At 55.4% G+C, this 25,541-nt stretch carries 22 protein-coding genes; 7 read left to right on the plus strand and 15 right to left on the minus strand.

Going from position 1 to position 25,541, the window contains the following annotated elements; all coding sequences use genetic code 11:
• Positions 1-14 precede the first annotated feature (14 nt).
• Both NQZ67_RS23815 and NQZ67_RS23820 read right to left on the minus strand, forming a co-directional pair.
• The gene (locus NQZ67_RS23815; RefSeq protein ID WP_257450887.1) at positions 15-1,721 is read right to left on the minus strand and encodes an ABC transporter ATP-binding protein; all 1,707 of its coding nucleotides are present in this window, start codon (positions 1,719-1,721) and stop codon (positions 15-17) included.
• On the minus strand, positions 1,708-3,528 hold the full coding sequence (locus NQZ67_RS23820) for an ABC transporter ATP-binding protein (protein WP_257450888.1): 1,821 nt from the start codon (positions 3,526-3,528) through the stop codon (positions 1,708-1,710). The genes NQZ67_RS23815 and NQZ67_RS23820 overlap by 14 nt, the downstream gene beginning before the upstream one ends.
• A gap of 325 nt (positions 3,529-3,853) precedes the next feature.
• On the opposite strand from NQZ67_RS23820, the gene NQZ67_RS23825 reads away from it, so the two are divergent.
• From NQZ67_RS23825 to NQZ67_RS23835, 3 genes are all read left to right on the plus strand, one after another.
• On the plus strand, positions 3,854-4,798 hold the full coding sequence (locus NQZ67_RS23825) for a methylenetetrahydrofolate reductase (RefSeq protein ID WP_257450890.1): 945 nt from the start codon (positions 3,854-3,856) through the stop codon (positions 4,796-4,798).
• 156 nt (positions 4,799-4,954) lie between these two features.
• Positions 4,955-5,488 carry a TetR/AcrR family transcriptional regulator gene (locus NQZ67_RS23830; protein ID WP_257450891.1) on the plus strand — a complete coding sequence of 178 codons (534 nt, stop codon included), beginning with the start codon at positions 4,955-4,957 and terminating at the stop codon, positions 5,486-5,488.
• Between the two features lie 126 nt (positions 5,489-5,614).
• Positions 5,615-7,021, plus strand: coding sequence for an MFS transporter (locus NQZ67_RS23835; RefSeq protein ID WP_257450892.1), 1,407 nt, complete (start codon positions 5,615-5,617; stop codon positions 7,019-7,021).
• 220 nt (positions 7,022-7,241) lie between these two features.
• Here the strand turns inward: NQZ67_RS23835 and NQZ67_RS23840 are convergent, their stop codons facing one another.
• The 6 genes from NQZ67_RS23840 to NQZ67_RS23865 form a co-directional block, all read right to left on the minus strand.
• Positions 7,242-7,853 carry a pentapeptide repeat-containing protein gene (locus tag NQZ67_RS23840; RefSeq protein ID WP_257450893.1) on the minus strand — a complete coding sequence of 204 codons (612 nt, stop codon included), beginning with the start codon at positions 7,851-7,853 and terminating at the stop codon, positions 7,242-7,244.
• A 15-nt stretch (positions 7,854-7,868) separates the two neighbouring features.
• Positions 7,869-8,204, minus strand: coding sequence for an ADP-ribosyltransferase family protein (locus tag NQZ67_RS23845; RefSeq protein ID WP_257450895.1), 336 nt, complete (start codon positions 8,202-8,204; stop codon positions 7,869-7,871).
• Between the two features lie 296 nt (positions 8,205-8,500).
• Positions 8,501-9,676 (minus strand): sugar ABC transporter permease, encoded by a 1,176-nt coding sequence (locus NQZ67_RS23850; protein WP_257450897.1) that lies wholly within the window; start codon positions 9,674-9,676, stop codon positions 8,501-8,503.
• 11 nt (positions 9,677-9,687) lie between these two features.
• Positions 9,688-11,208 carry an ATP-binding cassette domain-containing protein gene (locus NQZ67_RS23855; RefSeq protein WP_257450899.1) on the minus strand — a complete coding sequence of 507 codons (1,521 nt, stop codon included), beginning with the start codon at positions 11,206-11,208 and terminating at the stop codon, positions 9,688-9,690.
• Between the two features lie 90 nt (positions 11,209-11,298).
• Positions 11,299-12,405: a sugar ABC transporter substrate-binding protein gene (locus tag NQZ67_RS23860; protein ID WP_257450901.1), complete on the minus strand. Its 1,107-nt coding sequence runs from the start codon at positions 12,403-12,405 to the stop codon at positions 11,299-11,301.
• A 112-nt stretch (positions 12,406-12,517) separates the two neighbouring features.
• Positions 12,518-14,632: a methyl-accepting chemotaxis protein gene (locus tag NQZ67_RS23865; RefSeq protein ID WP_257450904.1), complete on the minus strand. Its 2,115-nt coding sequence runs from the start codon at positions 14,630-14,632 to the stop codon at positions 12,518-12,520.
• Between the two features lie 187 nt (positions 14,633-14,819).
• Between NQZ67_RS23865 and NQZ67_RS23870 the strand changes: the two genes are divergently transcribed.
• Complete coding sequence (locus tag NQZ67_RS23870; protein WP_257450907.1) at positions 14,820-15,125, plus strand: hypothetical protein; 306 nt, start codon at positions 14,820-14,822, stop codon at positions 15,123-15,125.
• 77 nt (positions 15,126-15,202) lie between these two features.
• Here NQZ67_RS23870 and NQZ67_RS23875 read toward each other — a convergent pair whose 3' ends face one another.
• Together NQZ67_RS23875 and NQZ67_RS23880 are read right to left on the minus strand one after the other, a co-directional pair.
• Positions 15,203-16,120: an NADP-dependent oxidoreductase gene (locus NQZ67_RS23875; RefSeq protein ID WP_257450909.1), complete on the minus strand. Its 918-nt coding sequence runs from the start codon at positions 16,118-16,120 to the stop codon at positions 15,203-15,205.
• A gap of 16 nt (positions 16,121-16,136) precedes the next feature.
• A complete protein-coding gene (locus tag NQZ67_RS23880) occupies positions 16,137-17,585 on the minus strand; it encodes an MFS transporter (RefSeq protein WP_257451018.1) in 1,449 nt (482 codons plus the stop codon).
• Positions 17,586-17,675: 90 nt separating this feature from the next.
• On the opposite strand from NQZ67_RS23880, the gene NQZ67_RS23885 reads away from it, so the two are divergent.
• The 3 genes from NQZ67_RS23885 to NQZ67_RS23895 all read left to right on the plus strand — a co-directional run bounded on the left by NQZ67_RS23885 (position 17,676) and on the right by NQZ67_RS23895 (position 19,302).
• Positions 17,676-18,542, plus strand: a complete 867-nt coding sequence (locus NQZ67_RS23885) for a LysR family transcriptional regulator (protein WP_257450910.1) — start codon at positions 17,676-17,678, stop codon at positions 18,540-18,542.
• Between the two features lie 114 nt (positions 18,543-18,656).
• The gene (locus NQZ67_RS23890) at positions 18,657-19,109 is read left to right on the plus strand and encodes a DUF4362 domain-containing protein (protein ID WP_257450912.1); all 453 of its coding nucleotides are present in this window, start codon (positions 18,657-18,659) and stop codon (positions 19,107-19,109) included.
• 13 nt (positions 19,110-19,122) lie between these two features.
• Entirely contained in the window at positions 19,123-19,302 is a 180-nt protein-coding gene (locus tag NQZ67_RS23895; RefSeq protein ID WP_257450914.1) for a hypothetical protein, read from the plus strand.
• A gap of 359 nt (positions 19,303-19,661) precedes the next feature.
• Here NQZ67_RS23895 and NQZ67_RS23900 read toward each other — a convergent pair whose 3' ends face one another.
• From NQZ67_RS23900 to NQZ67_RS23920, 5 genes are read right to left on the minus strand one after another with little or no spacing between them, the layout of a single operon-like run.
• Entirely contained in the window at positions 19,662-20,255 is a 594-nt protein-coding gene (locus NQZ67_RS23900; RefSeq protein WP_257450916.1) for an MSMEG_1061 family FMN-dependent PPOX-type flavoprotein, read from the minus strand.
• Positions 20,256-20,296: 41 nt separating this feature from the next.
• On the minus strand, positions 20,297-21,427 hold the full coding sequence (xylF, locus tag NQZ67_RS23905; RefSeq protein WP_371825354.1) for a D-xylose ABC transporter substrate-binding protein: 1,131 nt from the start codon (positions 21,425-21,427) through the stop codon (positions 20,297-20,299).
• Between the two features lie 22 nt (positions 21,428-21,449).
• Positions 21,450-23,009: a response regulator gene (locus NQZ67_RS23910; RefSeq protein ID WP_257450919.1), complete on the minus strand. Its 1,560-nt coding sequence runs from the start codon at positions 23,007-23,009 to the stop codon at positions 21,450-21,452.
• Complete coding sequence (locus NQZ67_RS23915) at positions 22,984-24,453, minus strand: sensor histidine kinase (protein ID WP_257450921.1); 1,470 nt, start codon at positions 24,451-24,453, stop codon at positions 22,984-22,986. The genes NQZ67_RS23910 and NQZ67_RS23915 overlap by 26 nt, the downstream gene beginning before the upstream one ends.
• Positions 24,450-25,427, minus strand: a complete 978-nt coding sequence (locus tag NQZ67_RS23920; protein WP_257450923.1) for a sugar ABC transporter substrate-binding protein — start codon at positions 25,425-25,427, stop codon at positions 24,450-24,452. The genes NQZ67_RS23915 and NQZ67_RS23920 overlap by 4 nt, the downstream gene beginning before the upstream one ends.
• Positions 25,428-25,541: the final 114 nt, after the last annotated feature.

The following is a 25,541-nucleotide window of genomic DNA, read 5'->3' on the forward strand; positions in this document are numbered from 1 at the left end:
CTCCTTTCGCATCCTCAATGCTGCGCCCGCAGCAGCTGCTGATAGACGTCACCTTGGCGCAAAAGCTCCTGATGGGTGCCCGCTTCGGCCAGCGTTCCCTGATCCATGACGTAGATGATATCGGCATTCTCGATCGTGGACAGCCGGTGCGCGATCATGATGGTCGTGAGCCCTCTCCGCCGCTCATCCAGCCGTCTGAGCAGCTCCCGCTCCGTCTCCAAATCAAGCGCTGACGTCGCCTCGTCCAGCACGAGAATCTCCGGGTTCTTCATAATGGCGCGGGCGATGGCAATACGTTGACGCTGTCCGCCGGACAGCTTAATGCCGCGCTCTCCGATATCCGTCTCGTAGCCATCCGGCAGCCCTTGAATGAAGTCGTGAATTTGCGCGATTCTGCATGCCTCCTCCATCTCCGCTTCGGTCACGTCGCGTCCAAGCATCAGATTCTCTCGGATCGTATCCGAGAACAGGTAGGGATCCTGGAACACGATGGAGAGCTTGTCGCTCCACTGCTCGCGGCTGTACCCGCCTGCCGGTATGCCATTCAAACTTATGCCTCCTTCGGCCGGATCGTAGAAGCGAACCAGCAGCTGGGCAACCGTCGACTTGCCGCCGCCGCTTGAGCCGACGAATGCAATCTTTCTCCCGATCGGGAGCTCGGCGCTGAGCTGGCGAATGACCTCCGGAAGCTCGGGCGCATAGCGGAAGCTCGCCTTGTCGAAGGACAACTGCTGGACCCTGCCGGCAATCGGCCGGCTCCCTTCCTCTTGCTGCTCCAGCTCGAGAATGCGGTACACGCGGTCAATATTCGCCGTCTGCGCCGATATGCCCATCAAGAACTGAAAGAAGTTGAAGAAAGAGTCCGAAAGCTGCGTGGAGAACTGGAACAAAATAACGAAGGTGCCGATCGATAGGTCGCCTTGAATGAGACGGTAGCCGCTGTAGCCGAGCACAAGCAGGCCGATTCCCCATTTGATCGGGTCGCTGTAGCGCATCTGACGGTTGGCCAGCCTGCCTTCCTCCATGACCCGGTCGAAGTAATCCCGGAACATCGCGTCGTATAGCTTCTCCTCCCACTGCAGTCGATGATAAGCAACGACCTCCCGGGTCGACGCCACACCCTCTTCAATCTGGACGAGCAGCGCGGCGCGCTTCTCCGACACCCGCTTGGCCGCTTCCTTCAGCTTCGGGGCAAAATAATACCCAACCGAGACATATATGGCGCATAGCGTGACAATGAGCAGCAGCAGCGTAGGGCTGGACAAACCGATGATGATCATGAGAATGCATAGATTCAGCAGGTCCTGCAGACCGCGCGGAACCTGCCATCCCATGACGCTTGCCGTCTGGAACAAATCCTGCGTATACGAATAGACGTACTTCCCGGTCCGCTCGTTCTGGAATCGCTCGACCGGCACCTTCTCGATCCGCTTCAGCATCCGCGCGAGCAAGGAGCGGCTCACCGCAAATTCGTTGCGGACGAGACTGCGGCTCGTGAGGGTGAACATAAGCGCGTATACCGTCCCCGCCGCGGCGAAAACTCCGACGACTACGGGCAGCAGCTCATATTGCTCCTTGCCGAATACGTCGTCGATTAATATTTTCTGCACGTAGACAAGGGTATAGTTAGACACCGACTCCAGCACGAGGTACAGCAAAGCGGCCAAATAGGTGCCCTTGATTAACATCGAATTGCTCCAAAAGATCTTAACGTACTTCATGGGCAATCCGCCCTCCTTCTGCTTCCGTTCCCGCCTCCGACTGTCCGGCCTCCAGCTGATAGAGCAGTCCTTGACGCGCCATAAGCGCCTCATAGCTGCCTGCTTCCGCGACCTGCCCTTCATGGATGACCACGATCGTGTCGAAGTGCTTCACCGTCGACAGGCGGTGCGCGATCGCGATCGTCGTCCGGTTCACCAGCACCTGGTCCAGCGCCTGCTGAACTTCGTATTCGCTTACATTATCGAGCGAGGATGTGGCTTCGTCGAGCAAGATGATGGCCGGCTTCTTGACGAACATGCGCGCAATCGATATCCGCTGCTTCTGTCCGCCGGACAGCTTCATGCCCCTCTCGCCGACCAGCGTATCGTAGCCTTCCGGAAGCTGCATAATGAAATCATGCGCATAAGCGGCCTTCGCCGCTTCCACGATCTCTTCATCCGTGGCGTCGGGCCGGCCGAAACGGATATTCTCTTTCACGGACGAGCCGAACAGGTAGGTCTCCTGGAACACGTACCCGATCGATTCGCGAAGCTGCGCCATGGTCAACTCCTGGATCGGCACCCCGTCCAGCTTGATGACGCCGCTCGTTGGATCGTAGAACCTCCCGATCAGCTTGAACAGGGTCGTCTTGCCTCCGCCGCTCGTACCGACGAACGCCACCTTCTCGCCCGGCTTAATTGTAAGGCTGAAGCCCCTGAGCACCGGCGGCTGGCCGGGATACTGGAAGCGCACGTCCTCGAAGACAAGCCCGCCGAGCACCTCCTTCAGATGGACCGGCTTCTCCGGATCCTCGACCTCGATCGGTTTATGCATGAATTGATAAAGAGGAATCGTCTGATTAATGACCAGCTTCTGCTCCGTCAGCATGGTCACGAGCAGGGTAAGGCGGAACATCGTCGTCATGTAGAGCAAGATGAAGGCGATGAACGCGCCGAGCGTCAGCCAATGGTTCGTGACCGCGTAATAACCGGTTAGGAATACGGCAATAGCGCCCATGTAAAAGGTGAACCGGCGAAAGCTGCCTCTGGCGAAGCTGAACGTGGCGCTTAGCAGATAAACGTCCGACCAACTCTTATGCTTCGCAAGCGTGCGGTCGCGGTACCAAGGCTGGGCGCCGAAGGCGCGGAACTCGCGCAGGCCGGATACGGTTTCGTATATGGATTGGTTGTAGGCAATTCGCGCTTTCCCGGTCTGCCGGCCGTAGAGCGCCGCCTTGCGTTCGAAGTAAGGACCGAACAAATAATAGAGGCCGAACGTCGGCAGGATGATCAGAGAGAGCCAGCCGCTAATGGAGATCAGCATCCCCATGGCGACCGTGACGAACAGCAGATTATCGATGACCCCCGGCAGGAAGTTGCGGTAAATCCGCATGACCGACATGACCTCCGAGTTGAACATCGACAGCGTCTCGCCGGCCGGATGGCGCTCGTAGTGGGAGAACCCCAGCTTCCGCAAATGCTTGAAGATGGCGAGCTGCATATCGCGCGAGGCAAGCTCGCCGATCGTCCGCTGAATCAGATTGCGGAAGTTCTTCGCGACGAGCATAAGCAAGTTAACGGCGACCAGCCCCCCGATAATGGCGAAGAACAGCTCCGTATCCTTCGTCTTCACGACGTGATCGATGATATACTGGATCATCTTCGGCGTCAGCGTTTCCCCGATCACTGCCATTAAGCCGCAGATGGCCAGTGCCGCTATTTTTTTCTTATATGGCCATAGGAATCGAAGCGCCCACAGATAAGATTTTCTCGATTCCGCAAGGTCGGCTTGCTCCGCGAGCTTCTCCTTACTCGCCTTTCCTTTCATGGCGCATCCCCCTTTTCTCAGCTCCATCCATTTTCTCCCTCGACAACGAAGAGGTCAACCAAATTTTTCTGATAAAGAAACTTATGGGATTCCACATCAGCGACACTCTCGGCCGGACATATCCCGCCTTTACAAGGAAGGATTAACTGGATATTCTAAGTATGGTATCGCTTTTGTGAGGAGTTTCGGCGAAGAGGAATCCCGATCTGGAGTAGGTCGCCAGCTATAGCCTCAGCCTATAGCAGGGTATAAGAAATTCAAATTACCCGTTAAGCTCCGGAACACTCTATTATTACTATATATACAGCTGGAGGGGCATGAGAATATGCTGAGAGATAAGATAGTAGGTAGAGAGCCCGGCATTCTAACCTACGGCATTACGCCGCCGAAGATGACGAATACTCCGGAGAAGATCGCCGAAATTGCGCAGAAGCAAGTCGAACGAATTAAACATTTGGATATAGACGCTTTGATTCTTTATGACGTGCAGGATGAGGCCGACCGGACGGATCAAGAGAGGCCCTTTCCCTATTTGCAGACTCTAGATCCCGCAGCCTATAGCGAGCAATATTTGCATGAGCTTCAGGTTCCGAGCATCATCTATCGCTGCGTTGGCCGATACAGCAAGGAGCAGTTCGTCAATTGGGTAACGGCCGATCAGGAACGCGACCTATATTCCGTATACGTGGGCGCTTCCTCCAGCAAGCAGGAAGTCACCTTGAATGTGGCGGAGGCATCCAGGCTGAGCTGCGAGCTTAACCGCAACCTAAACCTCGGGGGCGTCGTCATACCCGAAAGGCATATGAAGCGGAATGACGAACATCTGCGGGTGCAGCAGAAGATCGAGAACGGGTGCCGCTTCTTCGTATCGCAGGCCGTTTACAACGTAGAGGCTTCGAAAAACTTCTTGTCGGATTATTATTATCACTGCGCGAATAACGGGCTCGACATGGTGCCGATCTTGTTCAATCTCGCTCCGTGCGGCTCCGAAAAAACGCTCGAATTCATGAAGTGGCTTGGGATCAGCATACCGAAGTGGTTAGAGAACGAGCTGAAATACTCCCATGATGTGCTGGATAAGTCCATTCAATTATCGAAGACCATCTTCGAGGAAATCTTAGACTTTGCGCTCGACAAAGGCATTCCGGTCGGATGCAGCGTCGAGAGCGTCTCCACAAGGAAAGTCGAAATCGAGGCTTCTGTTCAGCTGGTGAGAGACATCAAGACGATGCTGGATAAGAAGCTGAAGAAACCAGCGTTGAATCTATAATTTGCTTTGGGGCTTTCCGCGTATGCGGGGAGCCTTTTTTGGTTTGTTTGAATGGGGATTGAATTACCGACATTTTTTAAAATGATTGACATGGACCATCTCTTTATGATAATTATTTATTAGTCAATAAATAAATCATAAGGAGCATCCGCAATCATGACACCCAAAGACGACGCTCTTAACCGCAAAGATCAAATATTGGACGCCGCCGCCTCGTTGTTCGCCGAGAATGGCTATTACAAGACGACGACCGCCGGCGTCGCCGCGTCCGTTGGCGTAACTCAGCCTTATGTGTTTCATTTCTTCAAGACCAAGGAATCGCTTTATCTCGCCGTGTTGGAGCGTGCGTATCAGCGGATCTTGTACGCTTTCTCTACCGTTGATGCTCCACCAGAACAATTGAAGGAAACGATGGGCCGCGCGTTTACGGAGCTGATAGGGAGCCATCGCGACGAGATCCTGCTGGTCATGATGGCTTACGCCACGCCGGAGAAGGAAGTGAGAGCCTACACCCGTAGGGAAATAGCGATAATCCATGAACGGGTAACGGCCCGGTTCCAAGCGGCGGGCATTCCCGACGCTGACGTCGAAGCCAGCAGCTTTATCGCGGAGGGTCTTCTCATCGCCATGTCCGAGACGCTCGACCTTCCGCATCTCTGTCGCTGGAGAGAGAAGCACGTGGAAGAATAAGCTTCAACACTCACGCGACCTCATTCTCGATTGTAAAAGCAATGTCTGTTTGAATGAGGTCGCCCTCTTTTTGGGCTTCAATTTATTTATTAATAAATAATTTATCGATTAGGAGTGAGGAAAACCATGTTTACCCCCGATCGCATTAAACTGCTCGTCGTTACCTGCGCCGCCTTGTTCATGGCCATGCTCGACAACCTGGTGCTCGGCGTCGCGCTCCCGTCCATCCAGGAATCGTTCAATGCCAGCATGTCCGACCTCGAATGGTTCATGAATGCCTACACGCTCGCCTTCTCCGTGCTGCTTATTCCATTCAGCGTGCTCGGCGAGAGATTCGGCCGCAAGCGCATGTTTTTAGCTGGCGTCGTGCTGTTCACGCTTGGTTCCGCTCTATCGGGCATGAGCGGCAGCTCGATCGAGCTGATCTTGGCCCGCGCCTTGCAAGGCGTCGGCGGAGCGGCCATCGTGCCGCTAAGCTTGACGCTCGTCAACGGTGCATTCCCCGTGGATAAGCGGGCCGCGGCGCTCGGTATTTGGTCCGGCATCTCCGGACTCGGCTTGTCGATTGGTCCGCTTGTCGGCGGGTTGATCGTGGAAGGCGCGGCTTGGCAGCTCATCTTCTGGGTCAACATTCCGGTTGGGGTACTAGCGTTCCTGCTCGGCATGAAGTGGCTGAAGGAGACGCGCGGCGAGAAGAAGCCGATCGATCCGCTTGGCATCCTGCTGCTTGGCGCCGGCTTGTTCGGCATCGTCTTCGGTCTCGAACGCGGCAACGAAGACGGCTGGGGCTCCGTCACCGTGCTGTCCCTGCTCGGAGGGGGGCTGCTGCTCCTCGTGTTCTTCTACCTATGGGAGCAGCGCCGCAAGCAGCCGTTCATCCGCTTCGATCTGTTCAAGAACGCCAAGTATTCCGGTCTTGTACTGGCCGGTTTCTGGATGAATGCGGGCATCTTCTGCGCGATCTTCCTGCTGACGCTATTCCTGCAGCAAGCTCAGGGCTACTCCGCTCTTGAGGCGGGCGTCCGCGAAATGGCTTGGACCGGCTGCACGATGATTGCCGCGCCGCTGGCCGGGCTTGCCGTCGGCAAGTTCGGCACCCGCGCCGTCCTGACGACCGGACTGGCGCTGCAAGGCATCGCGCTGCTCGGCTTCGGCCTGCTCATCGTCACACAAGGCGTCAGCTTCCCGTTCGGCTACATGCTGCCGTTCATGATGATGGCGGGCACCGGCATGGGCCTCAGCTTCACGCCGATCTCGCACGGCATTCTCTCCTCGGTGCCAGCATCCGCCGAAGGAGAAGCAAGCGGCATCAGCAACGCGACGCGCGAGCTCGGCGGCGTATTCGGCATCGCGATCGGCGGCCTCGTGTTCCAATCGGGCGGCGCCATCCAGAGCGCTGCCGACTTCGGAGATCACGTCGTGCCAGCGCTGTATGCCGGCGCGGCCATGATCGCCGTCGGCCTGCTCAGCGTCATGCTTCTTCGCGGCCGGGCAGCCTCCCGCCAGCCGTTATCCGCCCAGGAAGCGACGTAGGCCGTACCCTCGCGCACCAGTAACGCTCTCTCGTGTCGCTATCGCTCCTTGGGGCGCGACCTGCGCACAAAAAAAGGCCCTGGAACGATTTCGTTCGAGGGCCTTTTACGTCTGAATTTTTGCAAGGAAATCCTCCAGCAAATTCATAAACTATCCCGCAAAATTATAGCCTCCGTTTCTTGGAAGCAACTCCTCAAAGTCACAAGACGCTATTTCATTACTACTCATGACTCAAACAGTTATCTTGCAGCCATATTCTGGCTTCTTCACCTACTAGAAGATTTGGTTGTTCTGGCGTCCCAATATTGATGCTTTTTATGAAAGCCTCTTCCAACCCTTGAACTCCAGTTAATTTTGCTCCTTTTAGCAGTACTCTTTCAAACGTAGCTAATCGCACATCAGCATTAATTAATATGGCATTGCGGAAATCCGTCTCATCAAAAAGAGCAGCTACTAAATTAGCATCCGATAAATCCGCTTTTACAAACAACGTCCCAATACACTCACTATCAGCTAATCTAGCGGCTTTAATATTGGCATATGAGAAGTCCGCATACGAGACATTAGATTTACAAAAGTCTGCCCCTTCTAAATTTGTAGATATAAAAGTTGATGAACTTAGTAAAGATGAGGAGAAATCTTTGTGATTTAAGTTCATGCCGTCAAAGGCACAAGCTGTAATATAGGCTTGGTCTAATGGGTACTGTGACAAATCCACATTTCGCAGATCAATTTCGTCTATCCCCAGTTTATCGCCTTGTTCTCCAATAGTGTCTATCCAAAGACGGTGCGACTCTAATCGATCCATAATTTCTTTGATATCAGTTGTCATACGTAACGTAACCCCCTATGGATACCAAATAACCCTACTTGATATTCCCGCCTTTTCTATTGCCTCTTTTAACTGCTCAACATGTTCAGGAATCATGTCTCTTTTATCTACAATTACATTATAATTTTTATCCAATTCTTTATTAATGGCCCTCATCCCGTTTTCTACTGTAAATGCCCCTTTTTTGGGTGATGTATGACCATTTGGGTAAGATACGAAGCTTTTAACGTCCCATTTAACGCCACTTGTAGTATCAATAAATTCTGCTCCTCCGTCGCCTTGCGGGTCGCGCACAATCTTCCCAAGTTTACCCTGTTGCTCCAGATCCAGTCCAATCTCTCGTTCTTTCAAACCTTGATCCCTAATTTTACCTCCATGAGAAGGGTTGCCTGCTAAATCATCCAGTTACGACTAACTTTCGACATCGCTGATAGGAGCAGGGGATTGTAGCGCTCTCTCGTGTCGCTACCGCTCCTCGAGGCGTGACCCGCGCACTTGTAACGCTCTTTCATGTCGCTATCGCTCCTCAAGGCACGATCAGCGCGCCAGTAACGCTCTCTCATGTCGCTATCGCTCCTCCAGACGCAAACCGCGTACAAAAAAAGAACCTCGAACGATTACCCGTTCGAGGTCCTTTCCTTCCAAAACTAGCCTCTCTTCTTACGCGTCATCACGTCGAAGATAACCGCTGCGGCCAGAACGCCGCCGCGAATCATGTACTGATAGGAGACGCCTACGCCCAGCAGGTTCATACCGCTGGAGAGCGACGCCATAACGATCGCGCCGATAATCGCGCCCGTTACTTTGCCGACGCCGCCCGCGGAGGATACGCCGCCGACATAAGCCGCCGCGATCGCGTCAAGCTCGAACAGCGTTCCCGCCGTTGTCGAAGCCGATTGCATGCGCGCTGTGAACAGAATGCCGGACAGAGCGGACAGCATACCCATCGATCCGAAGACGATGTACGTAATTTTCTTAACGTTAATACCTGTGAGATGCGCCGCTTCCGGGTTGCTGCCCACAGCATAGATGTGGCGGCCGAGAACCGTCTTCGTCGTCAGGAAGTGATACAGCGCAACCACGCCGAGCATGATGATAACCGTCCAAGAGAAGCCGTTGTAGCCGGCAAGAATCCAAGTAATATAAGCAATGATAGCAGAGATGAAGATCAGCTTAACGATGAACAAGCCTGTCGACATGACGTCGAATTGGTATTTCTTCTTGTTAGCGCGCTGGGTGATCTCGCTGTAAATGTAGAACACGATGCAGAGCAAACCAAGAATTAGGGATAACACGTGCAGACCGGCCACTTCACCAAGCGAAGGGATGAAGCCGTTACCGATCGCATTGAAGAAATCGTCATTGACGTTGATCGTTCCCGTTTTCTCCGTTACTTGAAGCAGCGCCCCCCGGAAAATAAGCATCAAAGCCAAGGATGCGACGAAGGACGGAATGCCGATCTTCGCTACAAGCGCGCCGTTGAGCAGGCCGGCAAGAACGCCAAGCACCAGGATAACCGGAATCGTAATATACACCGGTACGCCCATCTGGGTCATCAATATCGCGGCGATCGCGCCCATGAAGCCGGCGGCGAAGCCGACGGACAAGTCGATCTCGCGAATGACGATAACCAGCGTCATGCCGACGGCCAATACCGCGATATAGCCCGTAGCGTCGAGCAGGTTACTAATATTACGCGAGGACATGAACAATCCGTCCGTCATAATGGTGAAGGTAAGCATAATGACAAACAGGGCAATATACATGCCGTAGTCGCGGATATTCACTTTGACAAGCGACTTCGCTTCGTTAAAAAGGTTCATCGGTCTTCCTCCTATTGCGTTGCAAGCTGCATAATGTTTTCTTGGGTGGCCTCTTCGATCGGCAACTCGCCTTTCATCGCGCCTTCGGCCATAACGTACACGCGATCGCTCATGCCAAGCACTTCCCCGAGCTCGGAAGAGATCATGATGATGCTCATGCCTTCGCTGATCAGCTGGTTCATGATCGTATAGATCTCGAACTTGGCGCCTACGTCGATACCGCGCGTCGGCTCATCCAGAATGAGCAGCTTCGGCCCGACGAACAGCCATTTGCCGATGGATACCTTCTGCTGGTTGCCGCCGCTCAGCTTGCCGACGATTTGTTCCACGGAAGGAGCTTTGACGTGCATCGAGGTCTTATATTCGTTCGCGATCTTTACTTCTTCGTTATCGTTGATAACGCCGTTTTTCGAGATCCCTTTTAAGTTAGCGGCAACAACGTTGCTCTTAATATCTTGGGCCAGGAACAGTCCGTCGCCCTTGCGATCCTCGGTCACGTAAGCGATACCCGCCTTAATGGCGTCGCTCGTATGATGGAATTTCGCGGGCATGCCGTCCACGAATAAGTCGCCCTGCAGTTTATAGGACTTCGGATTGCCGAAGATGCTGAGCGCGAGCTCCGTGCGTCCCGAGCCCATTAAGCCGGCTATGCCGACGATTTCGCCTTGTTTAACGTGAAAATCTACATTTTTGACAACATGGCGGCCTAGCTGCGCGTCATAAGCGGACCAGTTGTTCAGCTCTAAAATTTTGTCGCCGAATTTCTTGTTCGGTCTCTTCGGATAGATGTCGTCGATTTCGCGACCGACCATGTTCTTAATAATCGAGTTTTCCGTAATTTCGCCCTTCGAACCGTCGAGCGTACAGATGGTGCGCCCATCCCGGATGACCGTCGCCCGGTCCGCGATGGAGATGACTTCTTTCAGCTTGTGGGAAATCATGATGCAGGTAATGCCTTGCTTCTTCAGCTCTCGCAGCAGCTCGAGCAGATTTTCGCTGTCGTTTTCGTTCAGCGCCGCCGTCGGCTCATCCAGAATGAGCAGCTTGACGTTCTTGCTGAGCGCCTTCGCGATTTCGACCAATTGCTGTTTGCCGACGCCGAGGTCCTTGATAAGCACTTCCGGATTGACGTCGAGTCCTACCTTCTCCAGCATTTGCTTCGCCTGAACGATCGTTTGATTCCAATCGATCACGCCGCCGCGTTTCACTTCGTTGCCGGCGTAAATATTCTCGTATACGGTCAAATCCGGGAACAACGCCAGCTCTTGATAAATAATGGCGATGCCCGCCTTCACGCTGTCGCTGATCCGGCCGAATTGCTGCACGCCGCCCTCGAATACGATGTCGCCTATATACGTGCCATGAGGATAGACGCCGCTCAGCACCTTCATCAGCGTGGATTTGCCGGCGCCGTTCTCGCCGATCAGGCAATGAATTTCGCCTTTCTCCACCTTGAAGCTGACATCAGTGAGCGCTTTGACTCCCGTAAATTCCTTGGAGATATTCTTCATCTCCAGTATATATTCGCTCATCGTTTTGCCCCCTTAACCAAACAACGGTTACAATTGCGGAATCGTGATGGAGATCTCCATCACGATTCCGACCGTCTTATGCTGCCCGCATTATTGCAGGCCTGTGAAGTCTTCCGCTTTGTAGTAAGCCGAGTCTACAAGCTCTGCTTTCACGTTTTCTTTGTTAACTACGATAACGTCTGTTTGCTTAGCCGGTACTTCTTTGTTGCCGTTGTCGTACGAGCCAGTTGTTTCAGGAGTTTTGCCGTCCAGGATCGCTACAGCCATACCCATTGCGTCTGTTACAAGCGTACGAACGTCTTTGAATACCGTCATCGATTGTTTGCCGTCGATGATGTACTGGATGGAAGCTTTCTCAGCGTCTTGACCGGTTACGATGAAGCTGGATACCGCGCTGTCCGTACCGAATACGTCCGCGATGGAGCGAGCCGTTCCGTCGTTCGGAGCAAGAATCAGAACATCGCCTTTTGCGTCCGCAGCAGCGGAAGTCAGATGCGTTTGCGCTTTGTTTTTAGCTTCGTTCGGATCCCAGTTTGTAGTTACTTGGCCGATGATTTTGCCCAGCTCTTCGCGGGACAGTTCAGCTTTGTCTTGCAGAGCAACCGCTTCGCTGGAGTTTGCGATCACGAAAGTGCCGTCAGCGATTTTTGGTTGAAGAACTTTCCAAGCGCCGGAGAAGAACAGGAACGCGTTGTTGTCGGAAGCTGCGCCCGCGTACAGGTACAGCGGTTGGCCTGGGCCTTTTGCGTTATCAACCAGGTATTGAGCTTGCGCCGCGCCTACTGCTTCGCTGTCGAAGGTTACGTAATAGTCAACCGCGTCCGTGCCTGTGATCAGACGGTCGTAAGCGATAACCTTGATGCCTTCTTTTGCCGCCGCTTCTACTGCAGCTGCAGCAGCCGCGCCGTCTTGAGGACAGATGATAAGAACGTCGATGCCTTTGTTGATCAGCGTTTCTACGTTTTCTTTTTCCTTAGCGGAAGTGCCTTGGCTGAACAGGATTTCCGTTGTATATTTCGTGCCGGACAGGGCATCCTTAAAGCGTTGCTCGTCCTGTACCCATCTTGGCTCGTCTTTGGTCGGCAATACGATACCGACGCTTACTTCGCCTCCGCCGTTGCTGCTGCAAGCCGCCATAATGGTGGCGAACATCATCACGACAAGCAGGAGAGAAATCGATTTGAAGCTCTTTTTCATTTTGTATACCCCTCTCAAAATGTATCTGTTGCTTACGTGTCTAAATATAGCACCGAAACCGGACCGTGAAAGCGTTATACAATAGCACTCTTTTATAACTGCCTATACTTTTTTAAGGTGCGTCTTGTCCGGCTTCGATTCGGAACTGGGCAACCGCGTCCTTCAGCTCGGCCACGAGCTCCACAAGACGACCCGCATGCTGAGACACCACGGCGATCGATTCGGTCTGCATATCCATAGTGGATGCAATCTGCTGCGTGGAAGCCGTTGTCTGCTCCGAGACGGCCAGAATCGTCTGAATCGAGGCGACTACTTTCTCCTTCTGCGCTTCGATGCCGGAGATCGTACCGAGCTCTCCTTGCATATGAGCCTGCATCCGTCCGAGCGAATCGTTCATTCTTCCCATCGCTTTGCTGACCTCGGCTACCGCCGTCCGCTGCGTTTCGTTCATGGCGTTCGTTGCGCCAACGACGGCTACGAGCTCTGCCGTTTGCGCCAGCATGCCGTTGATCGTCTCCTGGATGCGCTTCGCCGATAGCTTGGCCTGATCCGCCAGACTCCGCACCTCGTTCGCGACAACCGCGAAGCCCTTGCCGTGTTCGCCCGCCCGCGCGGCTTCTATAGAAGCATTGATCGACAATAGATTGGTCTGCTGCGTAATTTCGAATATCGCTTTCGTGACCGACGAGATCGATTGCGACTGCCGGCTTAGCTCGTCCACCATGGCCGATACCTGCCCGAACGCCTGCTCCAGCCGGACATAGGACTGCTCGAGCCGCACCACTTGGCTGTTGCCGCCTTCAAGATCGCGGCTCGAATCCGCAAGCACCAGCTTCATCTCGTCGGATTGGCCGATTAACGTCTCGATATCACGGCTTAACGCGTGAACGGCTTCGGAGCTCTTCTCGATTTCGGACGAGGTATGGGACGCGCCGCGCGCGATTTCTTCCGCGGAACGCGCCACTTCTTTGCCGGAGACCGCGTTCTCGCCGGACACATACTCGACGCCGGAAGCCGTTTCTTCTACGGCCTCTACGCTTGCATGAACCCTCCGGATTAGCCCCCGCATACTGCCGAGCATCGCGTTATAGCTGCTAGCCAGCTCTCCGATTTCATCCTGTTTGTCGTAACGAAACTCCGTAACCAGGTCGCCTTCGGAAGTCTTCGCGATCGTCGAACGAAGAGAGTTGATCGTCTTGAGCAATCCCGTTGCGATATAGTAGGCCGCCAGTGCTCCGATAACAAGGCCGATCGCGAGCGCGATCAGGCTCGTGCCCAAGAACTCGAATAGGCTTCCGGTCAGCGTTTTTTTGTCCATGAAGGAAACGACGGTCCAATTCATCGAATACACGAATGAAACCTCGCCTTTGTAGCCGACGCCGTCCCACTTGAAGTCGATGCCGCTTCTCTCTCCCGCTGCCACGTCCGCTACCCAGCCGAACGATTGCTTCATGTCGGCTGCTTCGGCGAGCGCATCCGCCACGCCCGGCAATTTGCCGCTTGCGTTCGGGTCGATGTTGGTTCCGTCCAGCCCCTGCATGAACGATGAAATGATCAGCCCCTGATTATCGTAGATGATCAGCTTCTTATCACCGAACCGTTCGTTCGATTCCCGCAGCAGCCCGATTCCGTTCAGGTCGATATCGAAGCCCGCCACGCCGCGCCACTCGTCGCCGATCAAGACGGGCGTAACGATCGAAACGGTCATCTTGCCCGAGATGTCGTCCATCCGAACATCCGTCCAGGCGGTATCCTTCTTCTGCTCTGCAAGCTTATAGAGAGGCATCTCCCTCGCGTCGCCCGCATGGCCGGTCTCGTGAGTCATGAGCAGCTGTCCCGTCGCTGCGGAAATATAGAAGGCTCCCAGCAGCGACTGGTCCTGAGCCTTCACTTCCTGCAGCATGCTCGCGATATCCGAATCCGTATAGCCCGCACGCTGACTGATCCGGCCGATCTCCCCCGCCATCCGTTCGGCCGACTTCTCGTATTGCTCGGCGAACATGCGGAACTCCCTGGTAGCGCTTTCAACTTGTATCGCGTTCCCGTCCGCGAATGTCTCCCCCAGCGAAGCTTGCATAATTCCGAAGTTCATCGCGGTCGAGCCGAGCAGCGCGAGAAGAACCGCCGCTGAGATCAGCGCCATCCACTTGACCCGCAGCGACCGCCCGTTCATGCGAAAGCGAACGCCCCGCCGGAGAACGTTCTTCCATTCTCGTATCTTTATCATCCGTTTATCCCCCTAATGATTTGTTCTGCTTCCCTTCCTCCCCAAATATTACTCGACTTGGTTCGACACCGACCTAACAAATTGGTAGACAAATTTGCGGTGCCTAGCATTTTTTTGCGATGCGTAACTTTGAGTCCCATAATGGCGTAAAAGGAAAGATGGGAAATTGTTCAACGAGGTGACTTGCATGGTAGAGAAACTATTCGGAATCGTCTTTATCTGGGGAATCCAGGCACTGTTAGTCTGGAGCTTGCTTCTCGCGATTAAGCATGCGGCCGAAGAGAAAAAATGGGGCTTTATCGCCTTCTTCATCTATATATTTCATTATGCGAAAGCTTCTTTCGGCACGTGGATCGGTCTGGTCGCGATCGTGTTCGGCATCGGCATCTTAAGCATGGCGGATAAGCTCGGCGAAATTCTCGGCGGCGTCTTCTTCCTTCTGTTCGGCATCGTCGTCGTATATTGGTGCTTCCCGAGGAAAGAGGCGGGGTAAAGCTCGTCGCTCGGAAGAAAAAGAAGGATCTCCCCGGCTCGGGAGATCCTTCTTTTGTGTGCAGCTTATATATCGGTTCAATCCACCCTCAAGACGATCTTTCCCCGGCCATGCCTGCTTTCAATCGCCCGATGCGCATCTCCGGCCTGTTCCAGCGTGAATGTCTGTCGAATATGGAGATGCAGCTTGCCCTCTGCATGCAGCTCCACAAGCTTGGCAAGACGGGCAGCCGAGCGATCGCCTCGGACGATACGAAGACCGAGCTCCTCGATCCGATCGTACGCGAAGAAGGTACAGACGCGCATCTTGTCAGGAACAAGCGCGACCGCCGCGTCCAGCCCTTCGCCGCCTGCCGTGTCGAACGTGCAGTCGATGCCTTCAGGCGCAAGCTTCCTGAGCCGCTCGGCTAAGCCTTCCTCGTAGGTAACCGGTATGGCTCCCAGTGATCGGATGAAATCATGATTCCGCTCGCTCCCCGTGCCGATCACCGTCTCCGCGCCCCATGCTTTCGCCAACTGAACGGCGATGGAGCCCAGCGAACCGGCCGCTCCGTTGATTAGAACCGTGTCGCCGGGCCCGACGCCGATCGCCTCGAGCGCCATATACGCCCCCTGGCCGTTGCCGGTCAGGCCGCCGGCTTCTTCCCAGGTCATGCCCGCAGGCTTCTCCACAATTTGATCCGCCCCCACAACCACATATTCGGCATAGCAGTTCAACAAGGCAAAGCCAAGCACTTCGCTGCCAAGCTCGAAGCCCGTGACGCCGTCCCCAATCTCGTCGATGATACCCGCAAACTCATTGCCTGGAATTTGCGGCAGCTCCACCTTCACGCCATAAGACGGCGTCCATCCTCCGCGAATGGCGCAATCGTAATGCTGTACGCCGGCTGCTTTGACCCTCACGCGAACTTGGCCCGGACCCGCATGGGGATCCGGTACCTCCATCAGGCGCATGACCTCCGGTCCTCCGAATACAGAGAATGCTGCTGCTTTCATGTCTTTTTCCTCCCTTTTATTTTTGCTGACTTGTTTCTTGAACGAATCGAGCATTTTGCCTTTTGCTTCTGCTTTCGGCTCGGCCGAAAAACACATAATAGTACGCGAATAGAAGCACATGGATGAGAGCAAGAACGAGATAGAGATTGCTGTAAACGAATGCTGCCGGGTTCGCGGTGACCCCCAACCAGCCCGAGCTTGCCCCTCGGTCGATAATCGCGCTGTAGATGCTTGCGGCTATGGCGCCCGAGATGAAATTCAGCATCGACAGCAAGCCCATTCCCACCCCCGTCTGCTCTTGCGGCAAGGACCGGGAGAGCGTATTCGACAGAACGATCATCATAAAGGATTGCCCCACGTTGCCGAGGATCAGGGTCAAGGCCATATAGAACGGCGGGGCGCCCACGGACAAGGACAGAAGAAGGAAGCAGGCCAACAATAACGACGAAGCGACATAGAAGACGAACGGATTCCCTCTGTCATCCGCCAGCTTACCCGCTTTCCGGCTTAATATCGCGGTTGCGATGGCCGCCGGTACCATCACGTAGCCGACCAAATGCGGGGCCAAGCGATGGACCTGCGACAGGAGCTGCGGGCTTAGGAAAGCAAGCGAGTATCCGACGCCGGAATTCAGAATCGCGATTATGAGCACTAGCGAATAGCTTCTATTCCGGAAGAGCTCCAGGCGGATGAACGGATTCGTTGCGAAGCGGATTCGAAGGAGGAACAGAAGGAATAGGGCAACCGAGCCCACACCCGGCAGCCACGCTTCATTCGTAATGGCCAGAAGGAGTAACGCGGCCGATCCGCCCAGCAGTCCGCCGCCCAGCCAGTCGATAGAGCCTTTTTCCCTAGGGGCATCATTCAAATATTTGCGGTAAAAAGGGATCGCGATCAGCGTGATCAGCGGAATGCAGAACAAAAAACGCCAATGGACGATGCTCATGAATAAGGAGGTTATCATCGGACCGGCCGCGCCGCCGATGGCCAAGCCGGTCATCGCGATCCCAAGCGCTCTTCCCCTACGCTCCGGAGGGAAGTAGCGCACCGGAATAATGCCGGCTGCCGCCGGAATGACCGCCGCCCCCGCCGCCTGCAGGGCCCTTCCGAGCAGGACCATCCAGTACGCTTGCGCAGCCAGGCCGATCATCGATCCGAAGGAGAAGAAGATCAGTCCGAAGGTCAGTAAATTCTTCAACCTGTAATGATCGGCAAGCTTCCCGTAGATGACCGTCCCGATGGCGTATAGGAGCAGATAGGCTGTCGTCACCCAGCTGACTTGAGCGTAAGTAAGCCGGTACTCCGCGCGAATCTCGGGAAGCACGATCGTAAACGTCGTCGCGCTCATGACGGAGATGAGAAGCGTGAGCGCTAGAATTCGAATGACACGTTCGGAGGCTTCCCTCCCGGCACCGTTTTTCACTTTCTTCACCTTGCTTTCTATCGGCTGAAGCGCCGCTTGCATATCCTTATTGTATAGCGGATAATCGATATACAAAAATACATTTTAGTACATAACATTCATTCCTTTGAGTATATAAGGAGGGCGCGTATAATGGAGCTGCTGCAGCTGCAATACTTTCGCACCGTCGCGAGATTGGAGCACATGTCGAAGGCCGCGCAGGAATTAATGATCGCCCAGCCTGCGCTCAGCAAGACGATCGCCCGGCTGGAGAAGGATCTGGGCGTGCCGCTGTTCGACCGGGAAGGCCGGCATATTCGCCTTAACACATTCGGCAAAGCGTTCTTGCAAAAGGTAGAAGGCGCGCTCGCCCTTCTGGAGGAGGGTCAGCGGGAAGTCGCGGATCTTGCGGGCATGGAGCAAGGAAGCATTCATCTGGCAACGCCGACGCTTGACCGCCTGTCCGAGCCGCTTAACGCGTTCGTCGCGCTGTATCCGAACGTGCAATTCCGGATTACGCAAGCATCGATAGGGGAGATGGGACAGCTTATCGAGACCGGGAAGGTCGATATTTGTTTTACCCCCTGCGCGATGGACCGTGCGGATTTCAGCTCGGTATCCGTCTTGGAGGAGGAGGTCTATCTGGCGGTTCCCGCCAGCCATCGATTGGCCGGGCAGGAGCGCGTTCGAATAGAGGAGGCGGCTCATGAACCGTTTATCGGCTACAAGGAGGGGTTCCACTTCCAGCTTATGAACGAAGCATTCCTCCAATCCGCCGGCATTACGCCGAACTTTGTGTGCCGGGTAGACGACGCAGCCTCCATCGCCCAGCTTGTCACTGCGGGACTAGGCGTTGCGCTCGTCGGAAACTGCGGCGGCCCGAATTCCCGCTTCCATCTGCTTCCTATTAACCCGGTCTACAAGCGGGAATTCCGGATCGTATGGCACAACAAACGTTATCTATCCAAGGCCGCCCATCATTTCATCGATTTTGTATGCCGGCATTTTAGAGAGAAGTAATGGTAGCAGGCGAAAAAACAGCGGCAGCCTTGGACTGTATCCTCGGCCGCCGCTGTTTTTCTTGCAACGCTGCCCCTCTGGCATGCGTCTTTCATTATGAGGGGGGAGACGCTCGTGTTGCGATTAAAGATTTTAATTGGTAGTTTAGCTGGCGTCTGCGTAATAGTAACTGTGGCATTAATCATGATGTTGCTCAAAAACGCCGAATTACCTGACAGGGACGAGACGATACTCTATCAGTTCGACAGAACGGATCTCGCTCGGTTAAACGAAATGGTGCAGCGCCATCAGGACGGTAGTGGCGGCTATCTCCTGCTCATTCCGCCTGTCGTAGACGGCGGTTATTGGATTCATGATGTACATTCCAACGGAAGCGAGATTACCTGGACCATTGACAATACAAGGGACGGAATGAGCTCCGATCAGGGAAAGCAGGAATTTCAGTGCCAGAATATCCGTTTCACCGAAACAAGCGAACACTACATGTACATACTGAATGGATGCGAGAACCAACCCGAAAAGGATCTTCCGGTATTCATCCTGCGCAAAGACGAAATAGAAGGCTAGGAGGTAAAATTGCATGGACCAAGAGAAAGAAATCGCGAAACTCAAGGAGCGCGTAGCGGAGCTCGAGCAGCAGCAATCCCGAAGCAAACCGAAATCATCCCACTTGGCCAGATTCGGCATTGGCTTTATGATTACGTTCGTCGTCCTGCTGGTCCTCATTGGCCTTTTTCAATTCATCAACCCATCCGGCTGAGCCGCAGATTCACAGTACGGAATTGAAATAGCGGCATATTTACCCCTATTTCCCCCTGCATCGCGCTCTCGTCAAAAATAGCGGCGATTCTACCCTTATTCGGATAAAAATTAGCCTGTCACCCGTTTCCTTGCAGGATTAGCGGTATTATTGCCGCTATTCATGGAAACTTGGCCGATCCCGGAAAAATAACTCCGTTTTCGCCGCTATTTGAGCAGCCGCCGCAGCTGCAGCTCACGGCAACAGCTACAGCCCACCTCCCAACCGCAGCTTGCGTTTCTAGCCTACAGCTTGCCGTTCACAACTCGCAGCTGCCCTTCGTAGCTTGAAGCCGATTCGATCCGATCGGCCCATCCCCGCTATTCCAGCGGGTACCCGTTAATTCGCAGGTGCGCGTGGAAGATGTCCATCGACGACGGCCGCTCTTCCTTGGACGGCCAGCTGCCCTGGTCCCAAATGCCGGAGCTCTTCAGCGCACGCGGACAGTGGATGAAGCACTCCTCCACTTCGACAACTATGCCGAGCGCGGGAGCTTTGTCCTTGAGCGCCAGCTTCTCAAGCACCGGATGGTCCTTGATGACGGCCGCCCGTCCATTCACGCGCAGCACTTCTTCCATGCCCGGAATGAGGAATAATAGACCGACGTGCGGATTGCTCAAAATATTTTGCAGCGAGTCGACCCGCCGGTTCCCCGGCCGATCCGGAATAATAAGCTGCTTCTCATTGGCGACATACGCGAAGCCCGGCCCGTCGCCGCGCGGCGAAACGTCGCACTGTCCCTCGCGGTTCGAGGTAGCCAGAAACATCATCGGAGACATCGCGATGTACGATCGGGCCTGCTCGTCGATCATGGAGATGCTTTTCTTGACGACGGCCTCGTGAGGCGTCCCCACCTTCTCCCTAATTTCCTCCAAAGAATGAACCGCATGCTGCCGAAAATCTATCCTATCCATCCATAAAAGCCTCCTCAGCCACCTAATCTTATCCCTAATCCTTATTCGGATTCCGCGTGCCGATATACGTCTTCCTTGGCATGGAAGCCGTCCGCGATAATCGTCGCGTCCATATTGCTCTTGTCGACCGAGATCGGCGCGAGCAGCACGGACGGCACCTCGATCTTCCCGTTGTTCACCTTGCGGTCAGTGTCCGGAATCTCGCCCTTCGCCATCATGACGGCCAGCTCGGCCGCCTTCAGCGTCAACGTGTGGATCGGCTTGTAGACGGTCATCGTCTGGGTGCCCCCGACGATACGCTGCGCCGCCGCCAGATCGGCGTCCTGCCCGGCAACCGGTATGCGGCCGGCAAGGCCCTGCGCTTCGAGCGCTGCGATGACGCCGCCCGCCGTGGCGTCGTTCGCCGCAATGACCGCGTCGATCTGGTTGTTGTTCGCTCTCAGCGCTTCCTCCATATTGGCCCTGGCGTTAGCCGGCGTCCAGTCCGTGGTCCACTGATCGTAGACGACCGTAATGTCGCCGCTGTCGATCATCGGCTGCAGCACGTTGAACACGCCATCCTTGAACAGATGGGCGTTGTTGTCCGTCTCGGCGCCTCCGATGTACACGTATTTCCCCTTCGGCACGAGCTTCGTGATCGCCTGCGCCTGCAGCTCGCCCACCCGCACGTTGTCGAAGGAAACGTACAGGTCGATCTCCGCGTTCTTCACCAGACGGTCGTATGCAATCACCTTCACCCCGGAGGAGTGGGCTTTCTTCACGATCGCCGCCGTCGCTTCGGCATTGTGGGGCACGATCACAAGCAAATCGATGCCCGCGCTGATCATCGACTCCGCCTGCATGATCTGAACCGCGTCGTCGCCGTTCGAGGCGCTAATCTCGACCTCGGCGCCAAGCGCCTCCACCGACTCCCGGAACAAATCCCGGTCCTTCAGCCAGCGCTCCTCGACCAGAGTATCCATGGCGAAGCCGATCTTTACCGGCTTCTCGGTCATATCCGCGTCCGCGTCTCCGCCCGCTCCGTCAACGGCCGAGGAAGGCGACGGGGCCGCCTCCGGCACGTCCGCGTTCCCGCTAACGCCGCCGTTGCCGGCATTCTCGCAGGCGGCCATGACCAGAACCAGGATGAACGAAAGCAGCACAAGCAGATTTCTCCTACGTATTCGGTTCACGCTCATCGCTCCTTCGTTCCCGTCAGCTCTCATCGTCCGCCGGCTTCCTGCCGCCAAGCAGCGTCTTGCGGTATTCCTTCGGCGTGACGTCGACCATCTTCTTGAACACCTTGCTGAAGTAGTTCGGGTCATGGTACCCAACCTCGAACGTAATTTCCTTCAGGCTTTTCTCCGGATCGGCCATCAGCTTCTTCGCCTTCTCGATGCGGCATTCCGTCAGAAAGTCGATATAGTTGATGCCGAGCTGGTCCTTGAACATCTTGCTGATATAGAACGGACTAAGACCCACGCGCTTCCCGATGACGTCGAGCGAGATATCCTCGTGGGAATGCTCCGAGATGTACACCTTGATCTGTTGAATCGTGTCCGGCTCCACCCGCTCGTAATGCTCGGCGTAGGACTGCTTCATCCGGTCCAGCAGCCGTCCCGTCTCGGCCCGCAGCTGGCGGCCGTCCTGCGCCTGGAACGAGAACAGCGGCGTCTCCGCCTCGATGCCCATCTCGCTGAGCACGCGGGAGGCGACCCAGAGCAGCTCGAGCACGCGCTGCTGCGTCTGCAGCAGATCCGCGCCTTCGTTCTCGTACTGCTGGATGAAATCCATGAGACCCCCGCGAACCTGCTCCCACTGGCCCAGCCGGATCTGATCGAAAAACTGCTTCTCCCGCTGCTTGGCGAGGTGCCCGTCCTGCGCCGCGCCGAGCGTAGGCACGTCCGAGTAGAACCGGTACTTGACCGGGAGCGACGTATCCATGGACGCCACAAGCGCCTCCTGGTACGATTGCCGGATCTGTTCCAGCGATCCGCATACATTGCCGATGCCGACGAACCAGCCCGCTCCGGCGTCCGGCTTCGCGACGGACAAGATATCGCGGGCAAGGGAAATCGCTTGCGTGCGGAACGAACGCTCCGGGTCCCGGCCAACGATGATAGGAAGCTGGCGGCCGTACAGCGCCCCGAGCAAGCCGCCCCCCGCCTGCCGCACCTTTTCTTTGACCGCGGTATACAAGCTCTCCGCCCCCGCGGGCAGCAGAACGAGCATGACGAACATTTCGTTCGCCGTCCGAATGTCGAGGAGGCCGACCAGCTCGTCGACATGCACGTCGTGCACGTGGTCGAACAGCAGCTGCGTCACGACATCGGTCTCTATGAGCGGCAGCGCCTTCTGGAGCGCGTCCTGCTGCATACGGTTCGCCTCCCGCTGCTGGCGGTCCTCCTCGATCTCCCCCAGCACCTTGCCGACCGTCGCGATGATTTCGCTCGCCTTGCTCGGCTTGAGCAAATAATCCTTCACGCCGAGCTTGATCGCCTGCCGCGCGTAGTCGAACGCGTCGTAGGCCGTCACCATGACGTATTTGATGCGGGGATGCTTCGCCTTGATCTGTTCCACCGCTTCCAGGCCGGTCATGCCCGGCATTTTGATATCCATCAGGATCAAGTCCGGCTCGAACTCGTCCGCCATCTGCACCGCGATTTTCCCGTTCTGCGCTTGCGCGATGTCGAGGTCCGGATACCCCTTGCGCAATATCGCCTGCAGGCCTTCGCGCTCGATCTGTTCGTCATCGACGATCAGGAGCTTTATCATAGGATTCGATTCCCCTTGTTTTCGGTATTTTCATGATGACCTTCGTGCCGCGTCCGCTGCCGCTCTCGATATCGATGACATCCTCAAGGCCGTAGAACAGCCGGAGACGCTTCACGACATTGCTGAAGCCGATGCCCGTAGAGTGCCCGCCCGATTCGACGGCATGCTCCTCCAGGATGCTCTGGATTTTCTCCTCCGTCATGCCGGGGCCGTCGTCCTCGATCTCAATCGTAATCCGGTCTTCTCCGTCCATGACGCGGAACCAGATGTTGCCGCCCTCCTCCTCCGGCTCGACCGCGTGAATGACGGCATTCTCGACGATCGGCTGCAGCGTGAGGCCCGGAATTTGAACATGCAGGCACGAGTCGTCGATATCCATATGCAGGCGGAGCCGCTCCGTGAACCGGGCCTTCTGGATATCGATATATTGACGCATAACCTTCACTTCATCATATAGCGTGACCGAGCGGTCCAGCCGCTTCAGGTTGTACCGCAGCAGCCCCGCCACGCTGACAATCATATCGCTGGTTTCCTCCGCCCCTTCCAAATACGCTTTCTTGGACAGCGTATCGAGCGTGTTGAACAGGAAATGCGGATTGATCTGGCTTTGCAGGCTGCGCAGCTGGCTCTCCTGCAGCAGCAGCTTGTTCTGCTGAAGCTCGTTCTCGAGCTGCGCCTTCTGCTGGATTTCCGAGATGAGGTTGTTGATATTGATCCGCATCCGGTCGAACATCTTCGCCAAGAACGATATTTCGTCGTTGGACTCGACCTCGACCTCCAGATCGAAGCGCCCGCGCGACAGCTCCTTGGCCGCCTGGGTCAGCTTCAGCACCGGTCGGGTGATGCTCAGCGAGAACCAATACGTGAACACCGCAAGGAGGAACGTGATAAGCAGGAGCAGCCAGATGCCCAGCTCCTTCAGCTCCTTGGACTGCTCGATAATGCCGCGGTAGAAGCGGTCGTACGTCCTGAGCTCGGTGTCGATCAGCGTCAGCGTCATCTCGCTGATGTATTTGGAGATGCGCGTCGCCTCGTCGAACGCCTGGGTGGAGGCCTCCGTCTCTTTCTCCGATTGGAAAATAAGAGAGCGGTCCGTCGTCTCGACGAGACTGTCGATCAGATTCATATAGCTGGTCAAGGCAAACGCGTTATCGGCGTTGCGGAGCATGTACACCTCGTTCTTCGCCCGCAGGATGCTCTCCCTGCTCTCGTCGAGGATCGTCAGATTAGCGGGGCTCGGCTTCAGCAGGTAATTGTTCAGCGACGTAATCATCTGCTGGCTGGCCGCAGTCACTTCGTTCATCCGCAGGTAGCGCTGCAGAATATCGTTGTACCGGTCCTGCGTCTTCTGATTATAGTAAGTAAGCGCTATCCAAATCGTCGCCATAATGAACAGCACGATCGCCGCAAGCGTCCATATCTTCTTCTGTATACTGTTGTTCATCGCGCGTCCATCGCCTTCGCCATCCGAATTTCGGTGAGATAACCGTCCATCTCGAGAGGGACCGTCTCTCCTCGCAGCCACTGCATCATCAGATTCACGCTGAGCGCGCCCATCTGCTCGGGGGATTGCTCGATCATGCCGTCCAGCTTGCCTTGCGCGAACAACGTCTCGGAGTCGCGGCCGTCGTCGAACGAATACACGTGGTAGGGCTCGATCCGCGAGCGCCTGCCGATCTCGTGCAGCATCGCTTCCGCCATGTTGGCGTTCACCGCGATGAAAGCGTCGGCGTCCGGCACCCGGTTCATGAGATCCTTGGTCGTGGCGATGACCTGCTCCCTCGTCGCTTCCGTCTCTTCGTAAGCCGTCCGGATATCCGGATAATCCTGCAGCACGTCTTGAATCCCGGCGAGCCGCTGCTTCTGGTAGTATTCCTGGTACGTGTCCCCCAGCAAAATCACGTTGCCCGCCTGACCCATATCCGCGATCAGCTGCTTCGCGATCATCTGCCCCGCCGCATATTGGTCGGAGCCGACATAAGTCCGCCGAAGGCTCTCCGCCATCGGCACGTCATTCGCTACCGTGACGATCGGAATGCCGTAGAAGGCGGCTTTGATCTTCGTCAGGCTCTTGAACGCCTCGGAGTCCAGCCCCTGCACGATAATGCCGTCAACCTTGGAATCGATGGCGATTTCGATTTTTTTCAGAAATTCCTCCTGGTTTCTCCCGTAGCTGCCCCATACCTCGAGGCTCGCCCCGTCCTTCCGCGCCTGCTCAAGCGCTCCCTGGCCGACCCTGTCCCAGAACGACGTGTCCAGCTCCTGCGTGATGAGCACCAGCCGATGCTGCGTCTGCCCGGAAGCCGCCGTCTGCGGCAGCTGCCAGTCGGAACGAAAGGCTTTGTCCGCCGACAAGAAGGTGAAATAACATAACGTAAGGCATATGATGCCGAGTACGGCAAGCACTATTTTGCGCAAAAGAACGCTCTCCTTTATTCGATCGATCCTGACATCTGGCAACAACATCATATCATTTGCTCGCCGCTCTTTGAATACAAGGGATATTCACTATTGTACCACTTCATGGAATTT

Source organism: Paenibacillus soyae (assembly GCF_024623455.1).
Lineage (GTDB): Bacteria > Bacillota > Bacilli > Paenibacillales > Paenibacillaceae > Pristimantibacillus > Pristimantibacillus soyae.

What these genes read in the sequence shown, in the direction of transcription:
- NQZ67_RS23900 (WP_257450916.1), bottom strand. Translation starts at nt 20,255, where the DNA reads ATGGATAGGATAGATTTTCGGCAGCATGCGGTTCATTCTTTGGAGGAA.
- NQZ67_RS23910 (WP_257450919.1), bottom strand. Translation starts at nt 23,009, where the DNA reads ATGATAAAGCTCCTGATCGTCGATGACGAACAGATCGAGCGCGAAGGC.
- NQZ67_RS23865 (WP_257450904.1), bottom strand. Translation starts at nt 14,632, where the DNA reads ATGATAAAGATACGAGAATGGAAGAACGTTCTCCGGCGGGGCGTTCGC.
- NQZ67_RS23880 (WP_257451018.1), bottom strand. Translation starts at nt 17,585, where the DNA reads ATGCAAGCGGCGCTTCAGCCGATAGAAAGCAAGGTGAAGAAAGTGAAA.
- NQZ67_RS23850 (WP_257450897.1), bottom strand. Translation starts at nt 9,676, where the DNA reads ATGAACCTTTTTAACGAAGCGAAGTCGCTTGTCAAAGTGAATATCCGC.
- NQZ67_RS23825 (WP_257450890.1), top strand. Translation starts at nt 3,854, where the DNA reads ATGCTGAGAGATAAGATAGTAGGTAGAGAGCCCGGCATTCTAACCTAC.
- NQZ67_RS23870 (WP_257450907.1), top strand. Translation starts at nt 14,820, where the DNA reads ATGGTAGAGAAACTATTCGGAATCGTCTTTATCTGGGGAATCCAGGCA.
- NQZ67_RS23815 (WP_257450887.1), bottom strand. Translation starts at nt 1,721, where the DNA reads ATGAAGTACGTTAAGATCTTTTGGAGCAATTCGATGTTAATCAAGGGC.
- NQZ67_RS23855 (WP_257450899.1), bottom strand. Translation starts at nt 11,208, where the DNA reads ATGAGCGAATATATACTGGAGATGAAGAATATCTCCAAGGAATTTACG.
- NQZ67_RS23860 (WP_257450901.1), bottom strand. Translation starts at nt 12,405, where the DNA reads ATGAAAAAGAGCTTCAAATCGATTTCTCTCCTGCTTGTCGTGATGATG.
- NQZ67_RS23820 (WP_257450888.1), bottom strand. Translation starts at nt 3,528, where the DNA reads ATGAAAGGAAAGGCGAGTAAGGAGAAGCTCGCGGAGCAAGCCGACCTT.
- NQZ67_RS23895 (WP_257450914.1), top strand. Translation starts at nt 19,123, where the DNA reads ATGGACCAAGAGAAAGAAATCGCGAAACTCAAGGAGCGCGTAGCGGAG.
- NQZ67_RS23875 (WP_257450909.1), bottom strand. Translation starts at nt 16,120, where the DNA reads ATGAAAGCAGCAGCATTCTCTGTATTCGGAGGACCGGAGGTCATGCGC.
- NQZ67_RS23830 (WP_257450891.1), top strand. Translation starts at nt 4,955, where the DNA reads ATGACACCCAAAGACGACGCTCTTAACCGCAAAGATCAAATATTGGAC.
- NQZ67_RS23840 (WP_257450893.1), bottom strand. Translation starts at nt 7,853, where the DNA reads ATGACAACTGATATCAAAGAAATTATGGATCGATTAGAGTCGCACCGT.
- NQZ67_RS23885 (WP_257450910.1), top strand. Translation starts at nt 17,676, where the DNA reads ATGGAGCTGCTGCAGCTGCAATACTTTCGCACCGTCGCGAGATTGGAG.
- NQZ67_RS23835 (WP_257450892.1), top strand. Translation starts at nt 5,615, where the DNA reads ATGTTTACCCCCGATCGCATTAAACTGCTCGTCGTTACCTGCGCCGCC.
- NQZ67_RS23915 (WP_257450921.1), bottom strand. Translation starts at nt 24,453, where the DNA reads ATGAACAACAGTATACAGAAGAAGATATGGACGCTTGCGGCGATCGTG.